The 13,607-nt window shown below is 54.3% G+C and carries 17 protein-coding genes; 10 read left to right on the plus strand and 7 right to left on the minus strand.

Annotated features, from left to right (window positions below):
• Positions 1–49: 49 nt before the first annotated feature.
• Entirely contained in the window at positions 50–763 is a 714-nt protein-coding gene (locus CBE74_RS16335) for a M23 family metallopeptidase (protein WP_087453634.1), read from the minus strand.
• A gap of 258 nt (positions 764–1,021) precedes the next feature.
• Here CBE74_RS16335 and CBE74_RS16340 point away from each other — a divergent pair, with 258 nt between their 5' ends.
• From CBE74_RS16340 to CBE74_RS16375, 8 genes are all read left to right on the plus strand, one after another.
• Positions 1,022–2,728 carry a cell division protein PerM gene (locus CBE74_RS16340; RefSeq protein WP_087453635.1) on the plus strand — a complete coding sequence of 569 codons (1,707 nt, stop codon included), beginning with the start codon at positions 1,022–1,024 and terminating at the stop codon, positions 2,726–2,728.
• A 61-nt stretch (positions 2,729–2,789) separates the two neighbouring features.
• Positions 2,790–3,416: a phosphoribosylglycinamide formyltransferase gene (gene purN, locus CBE74_RS16345; RefSeq protein ID WP_087454852.1), complete on the plus strand. Its 627-nt coding sequence runs from the start codon at positions 2,790–2,792 to the stop codon at positions 3,414–3,416.
• Positions 3,409–4,986: a bifunctional phosphoribosylaminoimidazolecarboxamide formyltransferase/IMP cyclohydrolase gene (purH, locus tag CBE74_RS16350; RefSeq protein ID WP_087453636.1), complete on the plus strand. Its 1,578-nt coding sequence runs from the start codon at positions 3,409–3,411 to the stop codon at positions 4,984–4,986. Before purN ends, purH begins: the two co-directional genes overlap by 8 nt.
• Positions 4,987–5,278: 292 nt before the next feature.
• Positions 5,279–6,007 carry an amino acid ABC transporter ATP-binding protein gene (locus tag CBE74_RS16355; RefSeq protein ID WP_171483263.1) on the plus strand — a complete coding sequence of 243 codons (729 nt, stop codon included), beginning with the start codon at positions 5,279–5,281 and terminating at the stop codon, positions 6,005–6,007.
• A 46-nt stretch (positions 6,008–6,053) separates the two neighbouring features.
• Positions 6,054–6,938 carry a glutamate ABC transporter substrate-binding protein gene (locus tag CBE74_RS16360; RefSeq protein WP_087453638.1) on the plus strand — a complete coding sequence of 295 codons (885 nt, stop codon included), beginning with the start codon at positions 6,054–6,056 and terminating at the stop codon, positions 6,936–6,938.
• A 35-nt stretch (positions 6,939–6,973) separates the two neighbouring features.
• A complete protein-coding gene (locus tag CBE74_RS16365; protein WP_087453639.1) occupies positions 6,974–7,660 on the plus strand; it encodes an amino acid ABC transporter permease in 687 nt (228 codons plus the stop codon).
• The gene (locus CBE74_RS16370; protein WP_087453640.1) at positions 7,657–8,595 is read left to right on the plus strand and encodes an amino acid ABC transporter permease; all 939 of its coding nucleotides are present in this window, start codon (positions 7,657–7,659) and stop codon (positions 8,593–8,595) included. Before CBE74_RS16365 ends, CBE74_RS16370 begins: the two co-directional genes overlap by 4 nt.
• Positions 8,596–8,682: 87 nt before the next feature.
• Positions 8,683–9,522 (plus strand): HpcH/HpaI aldolase/citrate lyase family protein, encoded by an 840-nt coding sequence (locus CBE74_RS16375; RefSeq protein WP_166741014.1) that lies wholly within the window; start codon positions 8,683–8,685, stop codon positions 9,520–9,522.
• A 55-nt stretch (positions 9,523–9,577) separates the two neighbouring features.
• Here CBE74_RS16375 and CBE74_RS16380 read toward each other — a convergent pair whose 3' ends face one another.
• The 6 genes from CBE74_RS16380 to rpmB all read right to left on the minus strand — a co-directional run bounded on the left by CBE74_RS16380 (position 9,578) and on the right by rpmB (position 12,536).
• Positions 9,578–10,261, minus strand: coding sequence for a TetR/AcrR family transcriptional regulator (locus CBE74_RS16380; protein WP_087453642.1), 684 nt, complete (start codon positions 10,259–10,261; stop codon positions 9,578–9,580).
• A 174-nt stretch (positions 10,262–10,435) separates the two neighbouring features.
• On the minus strand, positions 10,436–11,332 hold the full coding sequence (locus CBE74_RS16385) for a putative nucleotidyltransferase substrate binding domain-containing protein (RefSeq protein ID WP_087454853.1): 897 nt from the start codon (positions 11,330–11,332) through the stop codon (positions 10,436–10,438).
• 227 nt (positions 11,333–11,559) lie between these two features.
• Positions 11,560–11,808 (minus strand): 30S ribosomal protein S18, encoded by a 249-nt coding sequence (rpsR, locus tag CBE74_RS16390; protein ID WP_013911083.1) that lies wholly within the window; start codon positions 11,806–11,808, stop codon positions 11,560–11,562.
• A gap of 14 nt (positions 11,809–11,822) precedes the next feature.
• A complete protein-coding gene (gene rpsN / locus CBE74_RS16395) occupies positions 11,823–12,128 on the minus strand; it encodes a 30S ribosomal protein S14 (RefSeq protein ID WP_013241512.1) in 306 nt (101 codons plus the stop codon).
• Positions 12,129–12,131: 3 nt separating this feature from the next.
• Complete coding sequence (gene rpmG / locus CBE74_RS16400; RefSeq protein ID WP_003858439.1) at positions 12,132–12,296, minus strand: 50S ribosomal protein L33; 165 nt, start codon at positions 12,294–12,296, stop codon at positions 12,132–12,134.
• 3 nt (positions 12,297–12,299) lie between these two features.
• Positions 12,300–12,536 (minus strand): 50S ribosomal protein L28, encoded by a 237-nt coding sequence (gene rpmB / locus CBE74_RS16405; RefSeq protein ID WP_013241513.1) that lies wholly within the window; start codon positions 12,534–12,536, stop codon positions 12,300–12,302.
• 580 nt (positions 12,537–13,116) lie between these two features.
• On the opposite strand from rpmB, the gene CBE74_RS16410 reads away from it, so the two are divergent.
• The gene (locus CBE74_RS16410) at positions 13,117–13,383 is read left to right on the plus strand and encodes a type B 50S ribosomal protein L31 (protein ID WP_087453643.1); all 267 of its coding nucleotides are present in this window, start codon (positions 13,117–13,119) and stop codon (positions 13,381–13,383) included.
• A gap of 17 nt (positions 13,384–13,400) precedes the next feature.
• On the plus strand, positions 13,401–13,574 hold the full coding sequence (gene rpmF / locus CBE74_RS16415; RefSeq protein WP_013911085.1) for a 50S ribosomal protein L32: 174 nt from the start codon (positions 13,401–13,403) through the stop codon (positions 13,572–13,574).
• Positions 13,575–13,607: the final 33 nt, after the last annotated feature.

Consider the following 13,607-nt stretch of genomic DNA (forward strand, 5'->3'; position numbering starts at 1 on the left):
CAAAAGATAAAACAAAACCGGATAGGAGAAAACTCCTATCCGGGGACTTTTATACGCTTATGCCTTTTTCGTTGAGCCAAGGTACTGGGTCTACGGCAGCGCCACCGCCAGGGTGAACTTCAAAGTGGAGGTGCACACCGGTGGAGAAACCACGGTTACCCATACCTGCGATCTGATCGCCAGCTGCGACAGTCTGACCGGTAAAGACGTTGATGGTCTCTACGTGTCCGTAAACAGTGACTGTGCCGTCATCATGGCGTACTCGAACCCACTGCCCGTAGCCGGATGCTGGGCCCGCATCAATAACCACACCGTCCATGATCGAGTAGATCGGGGTGTGCATTGCATTGGCAATATCGATACCTGCGTGGAGGGTTCCCCAGCGCATGCCGTAAGGAGACGTGAGTGTTCCGACGGCAGGGGTGTGAACAACGATTTTAGGTTTGCGTGCCTCTTCGTCGGCAAGCGCGCGCTCTTCGTTGTAGTTGATAGCCTTTGTTAGCTGATCGGAGAGATTGGTATTTGGCTTGAACTCTTGGATCGCCAGGATCTGAGGAGCGGAATCGCCAACCTTAGCGGAAGCGTCTGCGGTGAGCTTGAAATCAGCAGTGTCATTGTGGGAAGTGGTGTGAGCTAATGCTGCACCAGTAGCGCCGGCGGTGGAGACAGCACCGGTGGCCAATGCGACGAAAGCAACTCGACCTTTTGCCTGAGAAGTTTGCTTGCGATGCTTGCCACTGACAACGTGCTGTGTCTGCTGCATGAGGCTTACTCCCTTTGACTATGTTTCTGAAGTTCATCTCGCCGCCGAATCGTTACTTCGGTAACGCTTTTGTGATCAACTTGTTATGTTCCGAGGGGTAACGATAGCGGTTTATAACAGTACGGGCAAGCTGTTTGGTCAAGATTGGGTATAAATCATGAAAAGAAGTTGCTCTAACGCCTCGTCAATTGACTTAAGTAACACTAATTAACAGGAGATGATGAGGGTTATTAACGTCGTGCCAAGCCCAAAAGTGAGATGTTACGTGGCACAGTTAATGGAATGAGTAAGAAGACGAGTCCTAACGCGGGTCCATCACGGCGACCTCGTCCGCGCCCTGTCTCTATAGGCGGCAGAGGAGATGAGCGAGGCGGGCAGGCATCCCGTGGTGCTCAACGCAAAGTGTCTGACGCCACTTCTGCGCCGGAGAGAGCAACCTTGGCAGCGAGCCTTCGCTCGCTGCTGCCAACTGTGCTCGTTCCCAACGCGATAGTGCTTATTGCGATTATCATCTTTTCTTTGATCGTGCTCATCGCAACCTCTACGCCTATGGCAGCGATGCCCGCTACGGTAGCTGAGACGTGGCTGGCACTTAACCTGGCCCCGGTATCTGGCCGAGGAATCTCTGTAGCGTTGCTTCCCATGCTCCCGGCGATTGGAGTGGTGGCGCTGGTCGCTCGACGCATCTATAAAGCCGTTAAAGATCGGATTAGCCTGCATGATCTACTAATCCTTCTTTGTGGAGCGCTGGGAATACCTACCCTTATCACCCTTACGGCCTGTGCAATGCTGTGGGATGCCTCCTCGGTTTTTGATGTGGCTTCGCCCAACGTTTTTGCGGCCGTAGGAACAGTTATTCTGTTGCATGCGTGTGCGTTCATGATCGGCATGGGAACGCGGCTCTGGAGGGCGCTGGTGCGCCGCTATGGGGTGCCCTCGTGGGTCGTCGATTCGGTGCTGCTGGCGGTGCGTGCCGTGGGCTACCTGCTGTTAGCTGCATTTATTGTCTTCCTCATCTCATTGGCTGTGCATTATCGAGCGTTTGCAGAATCGCTACAGGGGTATTCGTCGGCAGGCATTGTGGGGGTGATGGTTGTTTCCCTGGCGTATCTTCCTAATGCGGTCGTCGCTTCTTTGGCCGTTATCGTTGGTTCTTCGTTAGAGCTAGGGCAAGGTTCTGTATCTCTTTTTGCTGCAACCCTTGTTCCTACTCCGCCGGTGCCGGTGTTTGCGGCTTTGCCGACGTCGATGGTGCCTGCTGTTATGACAGTTGTGCTTGTCCCGGTTGTGGCGGTTTCCCTAGCGTTGTGGAACCGCGTCAGCGATTTCTTGAGCGCAGCGGCCACGACGGTTGCTGCGGGCATCGGAACTTTAATTCTTTCCTTTTTCGCCGGCGGATGCCTGGGTGTTTACGGCTATGTGGGGCCGCTGATGTGGCTGACTCCGCTGATGGTCATGCTGATGGTTGGTGTGGTGTCCCTGACTGCAGTGACTTTCGCGCGGTATAGAGAAGGTCGTAATATCGCCAAGCTTCTTGGTGATGCACATTCTGTTGCAGACCCGGATTTTGCAGCACCTGCAGCAGCCGCTAGTGCTCTAGGACAAACAGACGAGGGCGAGCACGAGGGTGCAGCAGATGACGGTGAAGAGGCCACAACAACGGAAAATGATCAGGTAGAAAGCTCTCCTGAGGAAGCCGACGATGAGCCTTATGAGCTCAGCGCAGACGGCCTCGATTCTGCTGAAATTTTGGAGGAAGCCGAGATCCGCGAAGCCGCGATGGAACTGAGCGCGGAGCAGGAGGCCGTGGTCGAGCTGGAGGAACCAGAGGTTGAGGGCGACGAAGAAACGGCGGACAGCGCCGATGCCCATGCCGTCCATGCCTCCGAGGCTCCTAGCAACACAGAGAGTACAGAGAGTACAGAAAGCGTTGAAACTGAGGCTCGATCGGAAAAAGAAGAATAAGGGTGAAGCCTAAAAACGGGGGTGTCTTCTGTTCGAGATGTTTCCGGCTAACATTGTTTCGGTGACCAATGAAACGCGTTTAAAAACTGACTATAAGTCAGCTGCTTTACCGATAGTTGTCATGGCCTCCGGCTCGGGGACGCTTTTGCAAGCGATCATCGACCATCAGGGGGCCTATGAGGTTGTGGGGGTGGTCGCAGATGTGCCGTGTCCTGCAATCACTCGTGCGGAAACCGCAGGAATTCCTGCCGAGGTGGTCTCGTATACCGCCGGAGATGACCGTGAAGAATGGAATGCGTCGCTTGCGGCGGCCGTCGAAAAGCATGCTCCGGCTATCGTTGTCTTCGCCGGGTTCATGCGGATTCTAGGGAAAACCTTTTTGGAGAAGTTTCCGGGGCGGATCATCAATACTCATCCAGCGTTATTGCCAGCTTTTCCGGGCGCCCACGCAGTGCGCGATGCACTGGCTTATGGTGTGAAAGTAACCGGTTCTACCGTGCATTTTATTGATGAAGCCGTGGATACTGGAAAGATTATTGCTCAGGTCCCCGTATCTATTGAGCCGGGGGAGAGTGAAGCCCACCTGCATGAAAGAATCAAGCATGTGGAGCGTAAACTCATCGTGTCCGTGTTGAACTCCGCCACAACGGAGAAAAAATCAGAAGAGGTTTTCTTCACATATGAGTGATGACCGCAAGCAGATCAAACGTGCTTTGATAAGTGTTTATGATAAGACTGGACTCGAAGAACTCGCCCATGCGCTGAACCAAGCCGGCGTAGAGATTGTGTCTACAGGATCGACCGCGGCCACAATCGCGAAGCAGGGAATCCCTGTCACTCCCGTGGAAGACCTCACCGGTTTCCCTGAGTGCCTTGAGGGGCGCGTTAAGACGCTTCACCCTAAAATTCATGCAGGTATCTTGGCTGATACCCGTAAAGACGACCACCTCGCCCAGCTCGATGAACTGGGCGTTTCTCTATTTCAATTGGTGGTAGTGAACCTCTATCTGTTTACCCAGACGGTAGCTTCTGGTGCTGATTTTGACGCGTGCGTGGAGCAAATCGACATCGGGGGTCCCTCGATGGTGCGCGCGGCAGCCAAGAATCACCCCTCTGTTGCCGTTGTCGTTTCTCCTGAGCGCTACGCGGCGGTAGCTGAGGCTATCCAGGCCGGCGGCTTTACTCGGGCAGAACGTACGGAGCTTGCTGTCGACGCTTTCCGACACACCGCTTCCTATGACGTTGCGGTTGCTACGTGGATGGGGGAACAAATCGCGGATGACTCGGAGGGGTACGCTCCGTGGATCGGCGCCTCCTACTCACGGGCGAATGTCTTGCGTTACGGCGAGAATCCACATCAGTCCGCGGCTCTTTATGTGGATCCGAACGCCCCTGCAGGTCTGGCTCAAGCGGAGCAGCTGCATGGCAAGGAGATGAGCTATAACAACTACACCGACTCGGATGCTGCGTGGCGTGCCGCATGGGACCATGAGCGCCCCTGCGTTGCCATTATCAAGCATGCTAACCCTTGTGGCATCGCAGTGTCGGACGCATCTATCGCAGAAGCTCACCGACTAGCCCATGCATGCGACCCGGTGTCGGCCTTCGGTGGCGTTATCGCTTCTAATCGTGAAGTATCCGTGGACATGGCGCAGCAGGTTTCGGAAATCTTCACCGAGGTGATTATTGCCCCTGCGTATGAAGAGGGGGCCGTGGAGCTTCTCTCTCAGAAGAAAAACATCCGCATTCTTGTCGCGCCAGAAACGCCGCAGGAGCAGGAAGAACAGCGTCAGATCTCCGGTGGCTTGTTGGTTCAGCGTCGAGACCTCGTGGATGCTGAGGGAGATGCCCCCGAAAAGTGGACACTTGTTGCAGGTGAAGCCGCTAGCCCTGAGCTGCTTGCAGACCTGGAATTTGCGTGGCGCACTGTTCGCACGGTCAAGTCTAACGCCATCCTCCTAGCAAAGGATGGGGCAACTGTCGGCGTGGGCATGGGTCAGGTTAACCGCGTCGATGCAGCTAAACTAGCTGTTGAGCGGGCTAATAGCTTGGCCGGAGAACAACAGCGCGCCCAGGGGGCTGTTGCTGCCTCGGATGCGTTCTTCCCCTTCACGGATGGTTTTGAAGTCCTTGCGCGCGCCGGTGTAAAAGCGGTAGTGCAGCCTGGCGGTTCCATCCGTGATGCTGAGGTTATTCAGGCTGCAGAGAAAGCCGGAGTGACAATGTATGTGACGGGTGCTCGCCACTTTGCGCATTAAAAACTAGAGCGAACGCCGGTCTTGCGGGGCATCTATATGGGGGAGATAGATGTCAATGCAAGGCCGGTTTTGCGTTTGCGGATAAATGTGGGAAGCGTGAAGGGGAGTCTCTTGCACATGTGGCTACCATCACCCTTTTTAGGGTGGGTGAAAGTTTGATTCTGTGCAAGTAGTTGCAGTGTGTGGGGTTTGTTCATGTGTCCGCAAAGCTGAGAATATTCCCCTCTAGGAAAGTTGACCTAGGTCATTTACTCTTCTCGCTATGACTCGGAACACAGTCAAGCGTGGCTTGATGGTATCCATGCGGGGAGTGAACAAGTACTTTGATGACTTTCACGCTCTGCAGGACATCAATCTTGACGTGCCCAGAGGGCAAGTCGTGGTGGTCCTAGGTCCCTCAGGCTCTGGAAAATCAACGCTCTGTCGCACCATCAACCGGCTTGAAACCATCGATAGCGGAGAAATTTTTATCGATGGACACAAACTACCGGAAGAAGGAAAACAGCTCGCGAAGTTGCGCTCCGAGGTCGGAATGGTGTTCCAACAATTCAACCTTTTCCCTCACAAGACGATCCGCGAGAATGTCACGCTTGGTCCGGTCAATGTGAAAAAGATGGCTAAAAAAGACGCAAGCTCGTTGGCGATGCAGCTCTTGGAACGCGTAGGAATTGCCAACCAAGCGGATAAATTCTCGGCTCAGCTTTCTGGCGGGCAACAGCAGCGCGTCGCCATAGCCAGAGCGCTTGCGATGAAGCCAAAAGTAATGCTTTTCGACGATCCCACTTCAGCCCTGGACCCTGAGATGGTTAACGAGGTTCTCGACGTTATGGCTGATCTTGCTCGTGAGGGGATGATGATGATCTGCGTTACCCACGAGATGGGTTTTGCCAGGAAAGCCGCAGATCGCGTGCTCTTTATGGCAGACGGTCGCATCGTGGAGGATTCAGACCCAGAATCCTTCTTTGCTTCTCCACAATCGGATCGAGCAAAAGATTTTCTTGGGGAGATCCTGTCCCACTAAACCTCGTGAGATCTTATTTATCCCTCTAGCCTTAAGGAAAGAAACAATGACACGCACGACTACTCGCATTCTTGGAACCTCCGCCGTCGCCACGCTGGCACTGACCACTCTTGCTGCATGCGGCAGCAGCGGTGAAAGCGACGGCGCAGGCCTTCTTAGTCATATTGAATCTGGGAAGGTTACGCTGGGAACCAAGTTTGATCAGCCCGGTTTGGGCATCAAAGAAGCAAGCGGGACGATGTCTGGACTCGATGTAGACATCGCCCAGTACGTGGTCAATCACATTGCTGATGCCAAAGGCTGGAAGCATCCAGACGTGGAATGGCGGGAGACTCCCTCTGCACAGCGTGAGACTCTTATCCAGAACGGGGAAGTAGATCTTATTGCGGCCACGTACTCGATTAATAAGAGCCGTGCGGAGTCCGTGAACTTTGGTGGCCCATACCTGCTTACTCACCAGGCACTGCTGGTGCGTAAATACGACGCCGGGATTAAAGAAGTAAAAGACCTAGAACACGGCAAGATCGTCTGTTCGGTCTCGGGCTCCACGCCTGCTCAAAAGGTGAAGGAATCACTGCCGGGCGTGCAGCTCCAGGAATACAACACCTATTCTTCCTGCGTTGAGGCCTTGCGCCAGGGCAACGTGGATGCGCTGACCACTGACGCAACAATCCTCAATGGCTATTCCCAGCAAAACGAGGGGTCCTTCAAGGTCGTAGAGATGTTTAAAGACGATGGCACCCCGTATACGGACGAGCACTACGGCATCGGTCTGAAAAAAGATGATGCAGAAGCAACCAAAGCCGTGAACGAGGCTCTCGATCAACTTAATTCTTCTGGCGAATTTGACAAGCTCGTCAAGAAGAATATCGGAGATGCTGCTGCAGGTGTGACACCCGGTAAGCCTGGCGACCTCACGTTTATCAAATAACGATCCCTTTTCCTTGACCAGGAAGGCATAACCTCATGGACGCCATGTGGTCCCAGCTAGGGCCTGCTATTCTCCCCGCATTTTGGGTCACCATTAAGCTCACAGTGCTCGCAGCCATTGGAGCGATGGTGGGTGGGACCCTACTCACCGCTATGCGGGTGTCGCCCGTGCGTATTCTCCGCACGCTGGCCACACTGTACGTAAACACAGTGCGCAATACCCCTCTGACTTTGGTCGTGCTCTTCTGTTCTTTCGGGCTCTATCAAACCCTCGGCCTCTCGCTGGCTAGCAGGGGAAGTGCAACATTTTTGGCTGATAACAACTTCCGGCTAGCCACTCTGGGCTTCATTCTTTACACCTCTGCGTTTGTCTCTGAATGCTTGCGTTCGGGAATAAACACTGTCGATTTTGGACAAGCGGAGGCTGCGCGATCACTAGGGTTGAGTTTCTCCCAGACCTTTAACAAGATTGTTTTCCCGCAGGCCATCCGGGCTGCCATTGTCCCACTGGGAAACACCTTGATTGCGTTGACCAAAAACACCACGATTGCGTCGGTGATTGGGGTAGGGGAGGCCTCTCTGTTGATGAAGAAGGTCATTGAAAACCACGCAAGCCAGCTCTTTGTGATCTTTGGTTGCTTTGCTCTAGGCTTCATGGCCCTTACCTTGCCCATGGGGTACTTCCTCGGCGCGTTATCTACCCGTATGGCGGTGAAAAAATGAGTGTTCGCGCGACAGTGCTTTACGACGCCCCCGGGCCCAACGCTTTACGCAGAAACGCACTGTATACGGTTCTTACCGTCGTAGTAGCTGGTGCTCTTATCTGCTGGGTGCTGTTTGCCTTGCACTCTAAAGGGCAGCTCGATGCTGTGAAGTGGACTCCTTTTACGGATGCCAGGACGTGGAACACGTATTTGCTTCCGGGGCTTGTGGGAACGCTGAAATCGGCGTTTTCTTCCGTGATCCTCGCGGTCATTTTAGGAGTTCTCCTTGGGCTGGGAAGGCTCTCCGGAAGTAGGCTGCTCCGGTGGATATGCGCAGCGATAGTGGAATTTTTCCGAGCAGTCCCAGTGCTGTTGCTGATTATCTTTAGCTATCAAGCGCTTGCGGTATACAAAGTGGTTCCGCCGCGGGAGTTGGCGTTCACCGCAGTGGTGTTCAGCTTGACCATGTACAACGGGGCTGTCATCGCAGAGATTCTACGTGCTGGAATCCGTGCTATTCCTAGGGGCCAGACCGAGGCAGCTCAAGCGCTGGGCTTAAGCCACCGGCAGACGATGCGGAAGATTCTCTTGCCACAGGCAGTCGCTGCGATGCTTCCAGCACTTATTGCTCAAGCGGTGATCGCTCTTAAAGACTCCGCGTTGGGGTATCAGATTGGTTATGTGGAGATTGTCCGACAGGGTATTCAATCCTCGGCAACCAATAGGAATTATTTACCGTCGTTGATAGTGGTTGCGGTTCTTATGATCCTCATCAACTATTCCCTGACGGTGTTAGCAGAACGGGTTGAACGGCAACTCCGTGCTGGTAGGGCACGTCGCAATATCTTGGCTAAAGTTCCGGAACATCCATACCAGGGGCTCACAACCAAAGACAACTCCTATGTGGATTGGCACGACCCTGATCACCAGGAGATCAAGAATCCAGCCGAATAAGAGTTAGTGAAGGCGCGGAGAACTGTGCCTCATATCAATGAGCATTTGGCCAGCAAGACCTTGGGTAAGGCGGTAGCCTCAGTACTTATGCGTACTGATTCTCTCAAGCTTGCTGGCCCCGCTATTCTTTTTGCCCCGGCTGATCGTGCCGAAATTATTCCCAAGGCTGCACAACGCGCGGATTTAGTGATCCTTGATCTAGAAGACGGTGCGGGGGACGTTAACCGGGAATCTGCATACCAAAATATTAGAAACGCACACCTTGATCCCACGACCACGTTTGTTCGTGTCGTAGGGCCTTCTGATGACCACTATGACCAGGACATCGCCTTTGTCCGGGAGACGGAATATCGCAACATAATCGTGCCCAAGGTGGGGGCGCGTTTGCCTGAGAACCTAGACGGTTTTAACGTTGTCCCCATCATTGAGACCCCCGCTGCGTTGGTCAGTATTCAGCACTTTGCTGAGCATCCGCTTGTTGTGGGGCTTTATTGGGGGGCCGACGACTTAACAATAGGACTCGGGGGAGCATATTCGCGGCAGCGTAACGACGAACCCGCTCCCGGACGCTACAGAGAGACCATGGCATATGCGCGCTCGCAGACATTGATTCACGCTGCTGCTGCAGGAAAGTGGGCAATGGATGCGGTGTATCAGGATTTCTCTGACGAAGACGGGCTTTACTTAGAGGCTTTGGACTCCGCACGGATGGGCTTTACTCTCTATCCCTGTATCCACCCCCGACAGGTGGACGTAGTGCGACGGGCCTTTTATCCGGGAGAAGAACAAATCACGTGGGCCCAACGAATTGTGGAGGAGTCCAGCCGTCATTCCGGGGCGTTTAAACTCGACGGGGAAATGGTGGATACTCCGTTGATTACCTTGGCCTTTAATCTGCTTCATCGCATCAAAGGCGCTGCCTCATAGTGATAAAGGTAAAGGCGCTAGAGTTTTAAGCTCCGGCGCCTGAGGAAGAGAGTTTCTACGCTTCAGAATGCTTCTTGTCCACTGCAGCTAGGAGCTCCAGGGTACGTTCTATGCGATCTGCGGGGAGTTCGGCTCCCACGACTGCCAGGGCGGCGTCGGCAAGCATAATAGCCAAAGAGGGCAGGCTGTCGTCCTTGAGTGGTTCCGGGACGATGCCGTTGTTTGGTCGCATTTCAATGACCGACATCGCGATATGGAAGGGGAGATCAACCCGAGGATCATCGGAACCAGCGATTTCTGCAGCGATATCATGGAAGATTTGCCGCAGCTGGGTGCGCTGCGCGTGGTACTCCGAGAACTCAGGCGATGCCGCAACGGGAAGCTGATAAAGCCTGCCCACATTCCACCTTGTGGATAACAACAGGCGGCATTCGGCAGCCGTAAGCGCCCACAGGCGCAGCGGCGCGGGAACCTTGGCCTCACCTAGATCTGCGGCTAAGGCAGTGGACGGCTCAACTGTGGAGTTAAGCAGCGTGAGAAAGATTTCAGTTTTGGAAGGAAAGTGGTAATACAAAGAGGCCTGACGGATGCCAACTGCGTCTGCAATCTGGTGTGTGGAGGTCGTAGCGAATCCTTGGACAGTAAAAAGCTCCGACGATGCATCCAAAATCTCTTCGCGTGCCGTACTACCACGGCGACGCGGGCTATTTTTCCGAGGGCGTCCAACAGCTCCTGCCATGTGATTACCCACTCTCCTTCCTTTTCCCTTGGTTCTGTGTCTCTGTGGCACAGAACCAACAGGTTAGTTTATACACTAAGCCGAAAGTAAACCTAGCGGCATAACTGATTCTGGCTAGTTTATTTTTGGTAGAGGACGCTCACAGAGCTTTAAAACCTTTCTAGCATGCAAAAACTAGACTAGTTGCACATCGTGTTCTGCAGCGAGAGCGCGGGCCACGTCCGACACCATGCGAGAAGACGCCCCGAAAATGCTGCGTTGGATCGCCGGGAGGCTATCTACTGTCGCTTTGTGAGAATGTACGCGATCTGTCCACCGCCGGAACTGGAGGTCGAGGCCGCTTTCCCATGCCTGACGGAGGAAATCTGCCTGGGTTTGCGACAAGAATCCGGCTTCTACACCAGCGTTAATGCGACGGCGGGTGGAGAAATCTGTGGAGCCTGCTGCAACGCCCGCCCAACGCGCGATGGCAATGATTGGGTACAAGAGGTCTTGGCGTACGTCGACAGGCGCGTCCTTGTCAGGGAGCCCCTCGTAGAGGCGTAACGCTGGTGGGCGCTGCTTGATGGCGTCGATAAGCAAAAGCTTGTGATCTGCGTGGGCAATGACTTCCTGCAAGCACCAGGAGCCCGCGTCTGCAAAGATCGCCAGTTCTAGGCCGTCTGCCTTGGAGATCATTCCAAGCCATTCGCTCTTCGCTCGGGGCTGGATTCCAAAGCGGGTGTGTTCGGTGACCAAGCCGACATCTGTGAGTAGGGAGTCGAGTGCTGTCGTAGTGACCTCCGGGGAGCCAACAGTCAGCCACTTGATGGGGGAGGACGGCAGTGCGTCGCCGCGGCCGATAGCGCCAGTGAGAATAATCTCAGCGCCTCCAGTGATTTCTGCTATTCCCTCACTGTGAAGCACATCGGAGACAAGCCGGGAGAACCATTCGACCAGGGCTTGCGGGCGCTCACCGTGCGCGACTGCGTTACGCACCAGATCTTGACTTTCTGTTAAGACACCACGTGCTGTAGGTGCGTCAGCACATTGTGGCGCTAACTCGGAAAGCTCGGTTAATGACTCGTGCAACAAGGGGCCTCCCAACGTGTAAGAACTACACAACTAAAATACCAGCTGTAAGCTTCTCGACGTTCTCGGGCAACCCTTTCCTAGTAACAACATCGGTTTTTGCCGTGTTAGAGCTCGGTGCAAGCTATACGACGAAGCGCCCATCCGAATAAACGGACGGGCGCTTAGGCTGTCATCGCACTAGGGGAGAAAACCCCAGAGCGTGTTTGTTTGTTCTCCCAGTCGATTTAGCGGCTGGTGAACGGCAGGAGAGCCATCTCGCGGGCGTTCTTAACCGCAGTTGCAACCTGACGCTGCTGCTGCGGGGTAAGCCCGGTCACGCGACGTGAACGGATCTTGTGGCGATCAGAGATGAACTGACGAAGGGTGTTGACATCCTTGTAGTCCACCTTCTCGATGCCTGCGGCCTTGAGAGGGTTCTTCTTGGGGCGGCGGGACTGCTCCATCCGCGCCTTCTTCATGTTATTGCGCTTCATTGAAAACTCCCTGATTACCAGCTGGACTTACGGACGCCCGGAAGCTCACCGCGGTGAGCCATCTCGCGCATACGGACACGGGATACACCGAACTTACGGAGGAAGCCACGAGGACGTCCATCGCGTGAGTCGCGGTTGCGGACACGTGCTGGAGAAGCATCGCGAGGCTGACGATTCAGCTCGAACTGTGCATCCATACGGTCCTCATCAGAGGTGTTCGGGTTCTTGATGATTGCCTTGAGCTCGTTACGGCGCTCCGCGTAGCGGGCGACGATTTCCTTGCGCTGCTCGTTCTTGGCGATCTTGGACTTCTTAGCCATAGATTATCGCTCCTCGCGGAATTCGACGTGCTTGCGGACCACCGGATCGTACTTCATCAAAGAGATGCGATCGGGGTTGTTTCGCTTGTTCTTACGGGTGACATAGGTGTAACCGGTGCCAGCCGTAGACTTCAGCTTGATGATCGGACGGATATCGTTACGTGCCATCTTTTAGATCTTCTCCCCACGTGCGCGAATCTTTGCAACCACGGACTCGATGCCATCGCGGTCGATGACCTTCAGGCCCTTGGTGGAAACGTTCAGGGTGATGGTACGGCCCTCAGAGGGCAGGTAGAACTTACGACGCTGCACGTTGGGGTTCCAACGGCGAGACGTGCGTCGGTGCGAGTGCGAGACCGACTTGCCGTAACCCGGCTTGCGTCCCGTAACCTGGCAAATAGCCGACATAGGTTTCTTTCTCCTAGCCGCCCACGTTCAACCTGCGGCTGCGCCGCTCCATAAGAAATGGGGCGCTGCCAGTGCTGACGGGGCGATAAACGAACAATTTCGACAACAGCAAGAGAAACCATACCGGTCTGGGGCTGAATTACCTAATTCTCTACAGGGTGAGCAACGTGAGTCACATCTTTCATTTGGGGAGTGTCGTCTGTGGGGTGTTCTGCGTGTGATTCACTGCGGCATATCTAGGGTCTATATATATGGTCTGTTTTAGCGGGCTTTAGCTGGCGGGGTATAGCTGGGGGAGATTCCGTGGGGCGGTGTGGTCGGTGCTTTGTGTATCGACTTGGCCTTGCGTTAGGAACTGCTCCGGGATTGCTTGTGGTGGAAAATTTCCTATTTCTAGTGGTAGCGGGTACAATGTTTCAAGTTGTCCTACTCCTTTATGGAGATGGCCGATATCGCGAACCCAACTCAGGCACGATCCCTGCCGGGCGAGCCATTGTTGTAATAGGTAACAATGATGTCTCTGACCTGTGAAGATGTAGGGAACCGACCTGAAGTTTCAATCCTGAGGGAATCGAGAGCTATGAAGAAAGACATTCATCCTGACTACCACCCGGTAGTTTTCCAAGATGCAGGTACTGGTCACCAGTTCCTGACTCGTTCGACCGCTTCTAGCGACCGCACGGTTGCATGGGAAGACGGCAACGAGTACCCGCTGATCGTCGTGGACGTTACCAGCGAGTCCCACCCCTTCTGGACCGGTGCACAGCGTGTTATGGACACCGCTGGCCGCGTCGAGAAGTTCCAGCGTCGTTTCGGTGGCATGGTCCGCCGTAAGAAGAAGGCTTAAGAGGAGGGTTAGAGAAAATGGCAGTACCAAAGCGTCGTATGTCCCGCGCAAACACACGCTCTCGTCGTTCCCAGTGGAAAGCTGATAACGTTGCTCTTCAGGAAGTGAAGATCGACGGCCAGACCGTACGTATTCCACGTCGTCTGGTAAAGGCAGCTCAGCTTGGTCTCGTTGAGGTTGAGCAGTTCTAATAGAGCTGTTTGGTCAGTCTTTTGACCGCTTAG

Source organism: Corynebacterium silvaticum (assembly GCF_002162115.2).
Classification (GTDB): domain Bacteria; phylum Actinomycetota; class Actinomycetes; order Mycobacteriales; family Mycobacteriaceae; genus Corynebacterium; species Corynebacterium silvaticum.

Bases quoted from the DNA above. Each gene is read 5' to 3' on its own strand.
- CBE74_RS16375 (WP_166741014.1), top strand. From the start codon at position 8,683: ATGCGTACTGATTCTCTCAAGCTTGCTGGCCCCGCTATTCTTTTTGCC.
- rpsN (WP_013241512.1), bottom strand. From the start codon at position 12,128: ATGGCTAAGAAGTCCAAGATCGCCAAGAACGAGCAGCGCAAGGAAATC.
- CBE74_RS16370 (WP_087453640.1), top strand. From the start codon at position 7,657: ATGAGTGTTCGCGCGACAGTGCTTTACGACGCCCCCGGGCCCAACGCT.
- purH (WP_087453636.1), top strand. From the start codon at position 3,409: ATGAGTGATGACCGCAAGCAGATCAAACGTGCTTTGATAAGTGTTTAT.
- CBE74_RS16360 (WP_087453638.1), top strand. From the start codon at position 6,054: ATGACACGCACGACTACTCGCATTCTTGGAACCTCCGCCGTCGCCACG.
- CBE74_RS16365 (WP_087453639.1), top strand. From the start codon at position 6,974: ATGGACGCCATGTGGTCCCAGCTAGGGCCTGCTATTCTCCCCGCATTT.
- CBE74_RS16355 (WP_171483263.1), top strand. From the start codon at position 5,279: ATGGTATCCATGCGGGGAGTGAACAAGTACTTTGATGACTTTCACGCT.
- rpmG (WP_003858439.1), bottom strand. From the start codon at position 12,296: ATGGCACGTAACGATATCCGTCCGATCATCAAGCTGAAGTCTACGGCT.
- CBE74_RS16340 (WP_087453635.1), top strand. From the start codon at position 1,022: ATGTTACGTGGCACAGTTAATGGAATGAGTAAGAAGACGAGTCCTAAC.
- CBE74_RS16410 (WP_087453643.1), top strand. From the start codon at position 13,117: ATGAAGAAAGACATTCATCCTGACTACCACCCGGTAGTTTTCCAAGAT.
- rpmF (WP_013911085.1), top strand. From the start codon at position 13,401: ATGGCAGTACCAAAGCGTCGTATGTCCCGCGCAAACACACGCTCTCGT.
- rpsR (WP_013911083.1), bottom strand. From the start codon at position 11,808: ATGAAGCGCAATAACATGAAGAAGGCGCGGATGGAGCAGTCCCGCCGC.
- CBE74_RS16335 (WP_087453634.1), bottom strand. From the start codon at position 763: ATGCAGCAGACACAGCACGTTGTCAGTGGCAAGCATCGCAAGCAAACT.
- rpmB (WP_013241513.1), bottom strand. From the start codon at position 12,536: ATGTCGGCTATTTGCCAGGTTACGGGACGCAAGCCGGGTTACGGCAAG.
- CBE74_RS16380 (WP_087453642.1), bottom strand. From the start codon at position 10,261: ATGGCAGGAGCTGTTGGACGCCCTCGGAAAAATAGCCCGCGTCGCCGT.